Source organism: Thiocystis violacea, assembly GCF_016583575.1.
Classification (GTDB): domain Bacteria; phylum Pseudomonadota; class Gammaproteobacteria; order Chromatiales; family Chromatiaceae; genus Thiocystis; species Thiocystis violacea.
The window spans coordinates 1-8,989 of sequence record NZ_NRRG01000091.1; the positions used below are offsets into that span (position 1 = coordinate 1).

Annotated in this window: 9 protein-coding genes; 2 read left to right on the forward strand and 7 right to left on the reverse strand. The window is 62.2% G+C overall.

Going from position 1 to position 8,989, the window contains the following annotated elements; genetic code table 11:
* Positions 1–197: 197 nt before the first annotated feature.
* The 4 genes from CKO27_RS25415 to putP all read right to left on the reverse strand — a co-directional run bounded on the left by CKO27_RS25415 (position 198) and on the right by putP (position 4,262).
* The gene (locus tag CKO27_RS25415) at positions 198–467 is read right to left on the reverse strand and encodes an IS1/IS1595 family N-terminal zinc-binding domain-containing protein (RefSeq protein ID WP_420825860.1); all 270 of its coding nucleotides are present in this window, start codon (positions 465–467) and stop codon (positions 198–200) included.
* A gap of 55 nt (positions 468–522) precedes the next feature.
* Complete coding sequence (gene phoR, locus CKO27_RS22645; protein WP_200377183.1) at positions 523–1,845, reverse strand: phosphate regulon sensor histidine kinase PhoR; 1,323 nt, start codon at positions 1,843–1,845, stop codon at positions 523–525.
* 38 nt (positions 1,846–1,883) lie between these two features.
* A complete protein-coding gene (gene phoB / locus CKO27_RS22650; RefSeq protein ID WP_200377184.1) occupies positions 1,884–2,570 on the reverse strand; it encodes a phosphate regulon transcriptional regulator PhoB in 687 nt (228 codons plus the stop codon).
* 189 nt (positions 2,571–2,759) lie between these two features.
* A complete protein-coding gene (gene putP, locus CKO27_RS22655; RefSeq protein WP_200377185.1) occupies positions 2,760–4,262 on the reverse strand; it encodes a sodium/proline symporter PutP in 1,503 nt (500 codons plus the stop codon).
* Positions 4,263–4,370: 108 nt separating this feature from the next.
* Between putP and CKO27_RS22660 the strand changes: the two genes are divergently transcribed.
* Positions 4,371–4,937, forward strand: a complete 567-nt coding sequence (locus CKO27_RS22660) for an NUDIX domain-containing protein (RefSeq protein WP_200377186.1) — start codon at positions 4,371–4,373, stop codon at positions 4,935–4,937.
* Between the two features lie 13 nt (positions 4,938–4,950).
* Positions 4,951–5,652 carry a type 1 glutamine amidotransferase gene (locus CKO27_RS22665; protein WP_200377187.1) on the forward strand — a complete coding sequence of 234 codons (702 nt, stop codon included), beginning with the start codon at positions 4,951–4,953 and terminating at the stop codon, positions 5,650–5,652.
* Here the strand turns inward: CKO27_RS22665 and CKO27_RS22670 are convergent.
* From CKO27_RS22670 to CKO27_RS22680, 3 genes are read right to left on the reverse strand one after another with little or no spacing between them, the layout of a single operon-like run.
* Positions 5,649–6,275: a V-type ATP synthase subunit D gene (locus tag CKO27_RS22670; RefSeq protein ID WP_200377188.1), complete on the reverse strand. Its 627-nt coding sequence runs from the start codon at positions 6,273–6,275 to the stop codon at positions 5,649–5,651. The two genes, CKO27_RS22665 and CKO27_RS22670, sit on opposite strands and share 4 nt — an antisense overlap.
* Entirely contained in the window at positions 6,260–6,553 is a 294-nt protein-coding gene (locus tag CKO27_RS22675) for a YkgJ family cysteine cluster protein (protein ID WP_200377189.1), read from the reverse strand. The genes CKO27_RS22670 and CKO27_RS22675 overlap by 16 nt, the downstream gene beginning before the upstream one ends.
* Positions 6,554–6,605: 52 nt before the next feature.
* Positions 6,606–7,985 carry a V-type ATP synthase subunit B gene (locus CKO27_RS22680; protein ID WP_200377190.1) on the reverse strand — a complete coding sequence of 460 codons (1,380 nt, stop codon included), beginning with the start codon at positions 7,983–7,985 and terminating at the stop codon, positions 6,606–6,608.
* Between the last annotated feature and the right edge of the window lie 1,004 nt (positions 7,986–8,989).

Consider the following 8,989-nt stretch of genomic DNA (forward strand, 5'->3'; position numbering starts at 1 on the left):
TATCCTTTTGTCTGTCGCCCGCAGCTTCTCGCCCAACCGCCCTTCCGTGGACCGATTCGTCCCCGCCCGGGCGCTATTCGCGTCGCTGAAATGAATTCCGGCATCGCTATTTGCCAAGAGGACGTTGCCGCGTCATTCAGATCACGGATTCAGGTATGAATTATAAGTTAATTGATTTCTGTTAACTGTTAATTAGATCATCTATAGCGATGAGTTCCTATACAGCCTCTAACATAGTCTTGGAGCCAGGACTCGGAAACATGAACGACACGCGCCATGCCAGCAAGAGAAATCCGTTCAAGTAGAAGTCGGTCAATGATGGCTTTCGTTTCGTCAGAGACTGGTGATATCAGTGGATCAAGAACGAATTGTCGACCACATTTCTTGCCTCGATAATTTTTCTTTCCGGTGGCGTTAATTCCATTCTTGACAATCATCGTTGACTCGCAGGACGGGCAGTCAATCATTATTCGCCTCAATGCTGTATCATATAAAGCAGAGGATTACCCAGGAAATTACCGCTCATTCCATCACCGAAAACTCTGCCTCTTGTCTCTCCAGCGCACGGCGCGGCGGAAATCGGCAGGCGAAGAGAGCGCCGCGTCCGACCTCGCTAGCGACCTCGAGTCGTGCCTCATGCCGATTCAGGACGTGTTTCACGATGGCGAGACCAAGCCCGGTTCCTCCCGATTCGCGTGATCGTGCGCGATCGACTCGATAGAAGCGTTCGGTCAGTCTCGGCAGATGTTCCGGGGCGATACCGGGGCCGTCGTCCTCGACCGTGAAGCCGGGGCCATCCTCGTCCTGTCGCCAGCCAATCCGGATCCGCGTGCCTTCGGGTGTGTGCTTGACGGCGTTGAAGACGAGATTGGAGAAGGCGCTCCGTAACTCGGGTTGATTGCCGAGCAACAGCAGATCCTCGTCGACCTGGGTCTCGAACCGATGCCGGGCCTGACTCAAGGCTTGCGCCTCTTGCAGGATCAGATGGATTTCGTCCGGGACGTCGACCGACTCCTGTTCCTCCGGGCTGTCGTGCATCTCCAGACGGGACAGCGTCAGGAGATCCTCGATGATGGAGCACATGCGCTCGGTCTGATGGCGCATCAGGCTGAGCGGACGCCGATGATTGGCCGGGGTATCGGGCGCATCCACCAGGGTTTCGAGAAATCCTGCGATCACGGTCAGTGGCGTGCGCAGCTCATGGGAGGCGTTGGCGACGAAATCGCGCCGGATCATGTTGAGATGGTAGATCTTGGTGATGTCGCGTCCGACCACCAGGCGCTGTTTCTTGCGGTCGCCAAAGGGCGTGATGCGCAGCGAGAGCATGATGGCGCGGTTGTGTTCCGGGGCGATGTCCATTGGGCGCATGTATTCGCCCGCGTCGATGAAGGACTCCAGATCCGGATGGGGCAGGACGTCGCTGAAGGGACGTCCGTCGTCCTGCGGCCAGTGAACGTGTATCAGTCTGGCCGCCGCCGGATTGGCCCAGTCGATGCGGTGCTGCTTGTCGAGAATGACCAGGGCATCGGGCACCGCGTTGGCCGCCTCGCGGAAGCGCCGGGTGAAGCGAATCTGCCGCTTGCGACTCTTGCGTCCGCGCTGCTGATAGCGGGCGATGCGGCGATAGACGTCGCCCCACAGACCACGCGGAAACGGCGGGGCCAGCCGGTGCTGACGCCGGATCATGAGGGCCAGCCGGATCAGCAGATAGAGCTGGCGCAGCAGGTAGGGGAGGAGGGCCAGAGGCCAGACCCAGGCGGGACTGGCGCCCAGCCTCATGGCCAGGAGGCCGAGCGCGATCGACCCCAGCAGGAGACTCGACTCGAAGAGCAGGGCGCGGCCCATCGAATCGCCCCGCGCGGACGCCTGATCGCCCGAGTGGATCAAATCTTGTCCGAGAAACGGTAACCGACGCCGCGAACCGTTTGCAGCAGCCGATCGTGCCCGCTGGTCTCCAGCGCCTTGCGCAGACGTCGGACGTGGACATCCACGGTTCGCTCTTCCACATAGACCTGATCGCCCCAGACCTGATCGAGCAGTTGCGAACGGCTGAAGGCGCGGTCGGCGTGGGTCATGAAGAAATGCAGGAGACGGTATTCGGTCGGGGCGACCTCGATCGCGCGTCCCTCGGCGCTGACGCGATGACTCAGGTTGTCCATCCTCAGCCCGCCGATCTCGATCTCGTCGGCGGCCTCGTCCGGTTTGGTGCGACGCAGCACGGCCTTGACACGGGCCACCATCTCGCGCGGCGAGAAAGGCTTGGCGATGTAGTCGTCCGCGCCCGTGTCGAGTCCCTTGACGCGGTCTTCCTCCTCGCCGCGCGCGCTGACCATGATGATGGGAACCCCCTTGGTCTTGGGGTTCTGCTTGAGCTGCTGGGCTAGCTCCAGGCCGGAACGTCCGGGTAGCATCCAGTCGAGCAGGATCAGATCCGGGCTCTCGTTGCTCAGCAGCTTGCGGGCATCGTCCGCGTGACCGGCCTCCATGACCCGGAACTCGGAGTTTTCCAGCGCGAACCGCATGACCTCGCGAATATCCGGCTCGTCGTCGACGACAAGTATGGTTGTCATAGCCATTAACCCTTTGGGATGTGAGCGCCACGATCGGGGCGTGTCGGATGGACCGCGGCTTGATCCGCGCGCCGCGCGATGGCTGTCCGCCACCCTGATCAATGACCGATAGCCAGACATTTTATTGACGACTGATTACGGTCCGATGACGAACGCCCTGACCGACTCGATCCGACTGGATCGCGGCGATCAGGAATTCCCGTCCGGGTCGGCCATCCGCGCCTGATGGAAACGTTCGGCCAGGCGATCGGCGTGGTTGGCCTGGTAAATGGAGCTGACCACGAGGATGGCAACCGTGGAGAGGATGATACCCGGCAGGATCTCGTAGAGGTCGAACAGACCGCCGTCGAGCTGTTTCCAGATTACAACCGTCAATCCACCGGTGAGGATCCCCGCGAGCGCGCCGAGCCCCGTCATGCGCGGCCAATAGAGCGAGAGCACGAGGGCGGGGCCGAAGGCCGCGCCGAAGCCGGCCCAGGCATGGGCGACCAGATCCAGCACCAGGGTCTCGGGGTCGAGCGCGATGCCGAGGGCGATCAGCGAGACCAGAACCACGGCGCCCCGGCCGACCATGACCAGTTCCGCCTGAGTGGCCGAGCGACGCAGGAAGCTACGGTACAGATCCTCCGTGAAGGCCGAGGAGCAGACCAGCAGTTGCGAATCGGCGGTGCTCATGATGGCGGCCAGGATGGCGGCGAGCAGGATGCCGGCGACCAGCGGATGGAACAGCAGATTCACCAGCAGGATGAAGATCGTCTCGCGGGCCTCGCCCGGCAAGGGCGTCTCGATCAGCAAGGCGCCGGTCATGCCGGTCAGGGTCGCGCCGATCAGGGTGACGGCTACCCAGGCGACGGCGATCCGGCGGGCCGCGCCGACCCGGCGATGTGACTCGATCGCTTGGAAGCGCGCCAGGATGTGCGGCTGACCGAAGTAGCCCAGGCCCCAGGCCGCCAGGGAGAGGATGCCGATCAGACCGAGCGAGGCGCCTTCGCTGTTGGTCAGTGGGTCGAGCCACTCGGGGTTCAGGTCATGGATCCGGGCGACCGCCACGTCGATTCCGCCGATCTGACCAAGCGCGATCAGGGGAACCAGGATCAAAGCCAGGGCCATCAGCAACCCTTGCAGAACGTCCGTCCAGGACACGGCGAGAAAACCGCCAAACGCCGTGTAGAGGATGATGGAGAGCACCGCCAGAACCACCGCCCAGAGGTAGGGGAGCCCGAAGACGGACTCGAACAGCTTGCCCCCGGCGACCAGCCCGGAGGCGGTATAGATGAGGAAGAACAGCAGGATGACGAGCGCCGCCAAGGCGCGCAGCACTCCCGACCGATCGTCGAAGCGGTTGGAGAAATATTCGGGCAACGTCAAGGCGTTACCATAGGCTGCGCTCAGGATGCGCAGCCGGGTCGCGACCAGCCGCCAGTTGAGCCAGGTCCCCAGCAGGAGGCCGCCCGAGAGCCACAGGGATTCCAGGCCAACGGCATAGGCGAGTCCAGGCAGGCCGAGCAGCAGCCAGCCGCTCATATCCGAGGCGCTGGCGCTCAGGGCCGCGACGCCGCTTGTGAGCCGGCGTCCGCCCAGGATGAAATCCGAGAGATCGCGAGTGCGTCGATAGGCATGCCATCCGATCGCCAGCACGGAAGCGAAATAGACGGCGAAGGTTAGGGCAATGACGACGGGATGCTGGATCAAACCGAGACTCCTGGCGGCGGGATCGATCTGGCTTGTCGAATCGGAGCAAGGGGGCTAGTTTACCGCGAAAGCGGGGCCAGCCCGACCAGTGAACATGAGGAGACTGCGATGAGTGAAGGCGACATCCTGAAACGCGAGCCGATCTACCAGGGAAAGGTCATCGACGTCGCCGTCGAGACGGTGGAATTGCCGGACGGCAGCCTGGTGGATCTCGAAATGGTGCGTCATCCGGGCGGGGCCGCCGCCGTGGCGCTGGATGAACAGGAGCGGGTCTGCCTGCTACGCCAGTACCGTCACGCCAGTGGCGGCTGGCTCTGGGAACTGCCGGCCGGCCGCATCGATCCGGGCGAGACCCATTTCTCGACCGCCAAGCGCGAACTGGCCGAGGAGGCGGGCCTGGAGGCGGAGGATTGGACCGATCTCGGTCTCATGCACAGCTCGCCCGGCATCTTCAACGAGATCATTTATCTGTGGCTCGCGCGCGGCCTGACCAGCCTGCCGCATGAGCATGAGCACGGAGAGGTGATCGAGATCCACTGGATGCCCCTGAACCAGGCGCTCGACTGGTGCAACGACGGCACCATCACCGACGGCAAGACCCTGATCGGACTCTATCGCGCCGGGGCCTTGCTCAAGACCAGGGCCGAGCTTCTGTCGGAAGATCCGGGCTGTTGAGGGCGGGGCATCCATGCGTATTCACTGTTTCCAACATGTCCCTTTCGAAGGTCCGGCCGCGATCGCGGATTGGGCGGAACGACGGGGTCATGCCATCGCGATCACGCCGCTGTATGAGCGGACGGCGTTGCCCGAGCCGGAGCGATTCGATTGGCTGGTCGTGATGGGCGGGCCGATGGGCGTCCACGACGAGGCCGATCATCCCTGGATGGCCGCCGAAAAGCGCTGTATCGCGGCCAGCATCGCCGCCGGCAAGCGAGTCATTGGCGTCTGCCTCGGGGCGCAACTCATCGCCGAGGCGTTGGGCGCGCGGGTCTATCGCAACCCCGAGAAGGAAATCGGCTGGTTCCCCATCGAACTCACCGAGGCGGGTCGCGTCTCGCCGCTCACGGACTTTCTACCGCCGAGTCTCGAGGTTTTCCATTGGCACGGCGACACCTTCGAGCCGCCGCCGGGGGCCATCCAGCTCGCGCGCAGCGCCGTCTGCGAGCAGCAGGCGTTTCTCTACGACGGCCGCGTGCTGGGTCTCCAGTGCCATCTGGAGGCGACGTCCGATAGTGTCAGGGATATCGTCGCCAACTGTGCCGACGAGATCCAGCCCGCCAACGCCGTGCAGAGCGCCGAACGCCTGCTGGCCGCGACCGAGGCGGATTACGCCCGAATCCACGGGGCGCTGTTCGGAATGCTGGATCGGCTGGCCGAGTCGCCAGCCTAGCCCACCTCGGCCCGCTGCCGCAGCAACTTTACCTGGAAGAGCGTATTGCGCTCTTCTTCCTCCAGCGAGGACTGGATGAAGTGGATGGTGCGTCGATAGAGCGGAATAATGTTGTATTTCAGCGCATTGACACGCTTCTGAGCCTTGCGTTGTTCCTCCAGCAGACGGTGCAGCGCGGTTTCGACCTCGGAGAGTTGGGCGAGCAGCACCGAGGCGTCGGCCAGATTGTCGCGGGTGGTGTCGAAGCTGACGTCCGTTCCCAGGAGCCCGACGGGTTTCAGTGGGACACGTTCACTGATCACGGCCGGATATTCGACGCCCAGCGCGCGGCGGGGCAGGATCTCGACCCGGAGCGCCGGCTCCGCGCCGAGCGCCGACTGGCGGATGCCGCGAACGCCCATGCGCAGATGGGTGATGCTCAGGGACCGATAGGCCAGCGCGAGCGCCCGTTCGGATTCGACCCGCAAGCGGCGGTATTCGCCGATGCGTTCATAGACGAGCCGGGTGAGCAACTCGCGCTTGCGTTCCAGCAGGTCGTGACCTTCCTCCAGGAATTTCACCTGCTTCTTCAATCGCAGCAGGGTGTTTTTGGTCGGTGGAACCTTGATCAGTTGTTGCGCCATGCGTCCTCCCGTTCGACCAGACAATCGGATCCGCCCACCTCGTAATCCCGGCAGAGCAGGGGACGTTGGTCATAGATGCGGCAGCGCAGGGTGTCGCGGTCGAGCGCCGCGCACCAGCCATCCTCCAGTCGCGCCATGCTGACGCCGCCCCAGGGATCGCGTGTCGTGAAGTGCTCTGGCACGCCGGTATCGGTCAGGCAGAGTACCTCAAGGCGACAACAGGCCGCCGCGCAGGTCGCGCAGGTGACCTTGGGGTGTGGTTCGGGGGGATTCATCATGTTTTGAGCGTTTTTCGGCATGCTTGCCCCGGCTTCGATTCGACCCGTCGTCTCAGTCGCTTTCACGATAGTACTTCGCCAGATCCGTTTCCTTCATGCGCGTCAGCATGTCGCGCGGGAAGGCACTCATCAGCTCCCAGGCCAGATTGAGCGTGACCTCGATGGAACGGTCCTCGGACTCGCCCTGACCCACGAAGCGCTGGTCGAAGGCGTCGGCGAAGGTCAGATAGAGCCGGTCGCGCTCGGACAGCTCGTCGGCCCCGATGATGGAGGCCAGGTTGCGGGTCTCCTGGGCGCGGGCATAAAGGGCATAGATCTGAGCGGCGACGCGCGGATGGTCCTCGCGGGTGTCGTCCTTGCCGATGCCGTCCTTCATCAAACGGGACAGACTCGGCGAGATATGCACCGGCGGGTAGATGCCCTGGTTGTGCAGCTCGCGCGAGAGCACGATCTGACCCTCGGTGATATAGCCGGTGAGATCCGGGATCGGGTGGGTGATGTCGTCCGAGGGCATGGAGACCACCGGCATCATGGTGATGGAGCCGTGACGCTGATGGATACGGCCACAGCGCTCATAGATCTCGGCGAGGTCGGAATAGAGATAGCCCGGATAGCCCTTACGCGCCGGCACGTCGCCCTTGGCGGTCGCGACCTCGCGCAACGCCTCGGCGTAGTTGGTCATGTCGGTCAGCACCACCAGCACATGGCGGTCCAGATCGTAGGCGAGATACTCGGCGGCGGTCAGGGCGGTGCGGGGCAGGGTGAGCCGCTCGACCGGCGGATCGTCCGCCAGATTGATGAACATCACCACGTTGCGCAGCACGCCGGAGTTGGCGAACTCGTCGCGGAAGAACTTGGCGTCGGCGTAGGAGACGCCCATGGCGGCGAAGACGATCGAGAAGCTGGAACTCTGATCGACCAGCTTGGCCTGGCGCACGATCTGGGCGGCGAGCCGGTTATGCGGCAGACCGGAGCCGGAGAAGATCGGCAGCTTCTGCCCGCGCACCAGACTGTTCAGCCCATCGATGGTCGAGATGCCGGTCTGGATGAACTCGCGCGGATAGGTGCGCGCGGCCGGGTTGATGGCCGAGCCGCTGACCGGCCGGCGGATCCCGGACAGGACCGGCGGACGCCCGTCGCGCGGCTCGCCGAGCCCGTTGAACTCACGCCCCAGGATCTCCGAGGAGAGCGCGATCTCCACCGGCTCGTCCAGGAAGCGCACCCAGGTATTCTCCAGGTCCAGGTCATCCGTGCCCTCGAAGACCAGGATCAGCACCTCGTCATCCGCCGAGCGGATGACCTGGCCGTTGCGGATCTGGCCCGCGTGATCCTCGATGCGGACCCGATCCCCAAAGGCGACCCCGGAGGTCTTGTTGACCACCAGCAAGCCACCCCGGGCCTCGATCGCCGTGCGATATTCTTTGATGCTCATTATCTACTCAACCGGTTTGACCCCGAGATCATGACGGATCCTGATCGCGAGAATGTCATGGACTTCAATGTGGCGAGGAACCCGCCGACCGCTCATTGTGCCCCAGACCCCAAGACCAAGCCCGCGTAAAGTGCGAAGCCCGGCGATCGCGCCTGCTCGTTGGTTGATCCAGTCGTCGAGGAATCAGGTGGGACGGCTAACCGAGGGTGGAGGAAGGTGGCGTACGGTCGTGCGCGATTTTACAGGATAAACGCGAGTCACCCCATAGGAATCCTGTCCTGAGAAATTCTGTCGGGTGATTTCCGGGCAACATTACTCTTAGGCGATCCTTCGAATCAGAAACTTAAAGTGGACCCCGAAAACCGGACATTCATTTATACTCGATGACTCAACAACCACCAGCTAAAGCTGGTGGGTTGAGGTTACGGACTGAAAGTCCGGATACGGGTCGAAAGACCCGTTCAGGGTGCCTTGGTTCGGAAGTTAACGTCTGTCTTTGGCTCAAATGATGTCCCAGATACGCCCGACTCATTTCGTCCATCACGGCGTTGGATGTCACGCAAAAGCCGCCGCGCGCCTAGCTAGGCCACCCATGTCATGTTTTCTCAGGAGGGTCAAGGATCGCATGGTGACCGTCTCCATCATGCGTCGCGTTGGCCTCAAGCCGCAAAAGGCTTCAAAGATAAATCTGACCGCCTAATTCTACTTTGCTAGCTTGGTATAACCTTATGATTTGCAAATATTATTTACAGGGCAAAATTTTCTTTGGAAATAGCAGCTCATGGCTAACGCTATTGGTAGCGAAACCGATGCTGTGTTGAAAAACATGGTTGGTAACCTCTCCGTTTATCTGGATTCTTATAGTTATCGCCTCAGTACAGTGCATTTCACATTAAGATATTGATTATAATGACATCGCCATGAGATTCTGCCCCCAATGTCCTGATGTCTGAAATCCGTACCGTCAAACGGCTCCGAACCCTGCTCGCCACTCACCTGGACTG

Coding starts and splice junctions, on each gene's coding strand:
- CKO27_RS22660 (WP_200377186.1), top strand. CDS start 4,371: ATGAGTGAAGGCGACATCCTGAAACGCGAGCCGATCTACCAGGGAAAG.
- phoB (WP_200377184.1), bottom strand. CDS start 2,570: ATGACAACCATACTTGTCGTCGACGACGAGCCGGATATTCGCGAGGTC.
- CKO27_RS22665 (WP_200377187.1), top strand. CDS start 4,951: ATGCGTATTCACTGTTTCCAACATGTCCCTTTCGAAGGTCCGGCCGCG.
- phoR (WP_200377183.1), bottom strand. CDS start 1,845: ATGGGCCGCGCCCTGCTCTTCGAGTCGAGTCTCCTGCTGGGGTCGATC.
- CKO27_RS25415 (WP_420825860.1), bottom strand. CDS start 467: ATGATTGACTGCCCGTCCTGCGAGTCAACGATGATTGTCAAGAATGGA.
- CKO27_RS22680 (WP_200377190.1), bottom strand. CDS start 7,985: ATGAGCATCAAAGAATATCGCACGGCGATCGAGGCCCGGGGTGGCTTG.
- CKO27_RS22675 (WP_200377189.1), bottom strand. CDS start 6,553: ATGATGAATCCCCCCGAACCACACCCCAAGGTCACCTGCGCGACCTGC.
- CKO27_RS22670 (WP_200377188.1), bottom strand. CDS start 6,275: ATGGCGCAACAACTGATCAAGGTTCCACCGACCAAAAACACCCTGCTG.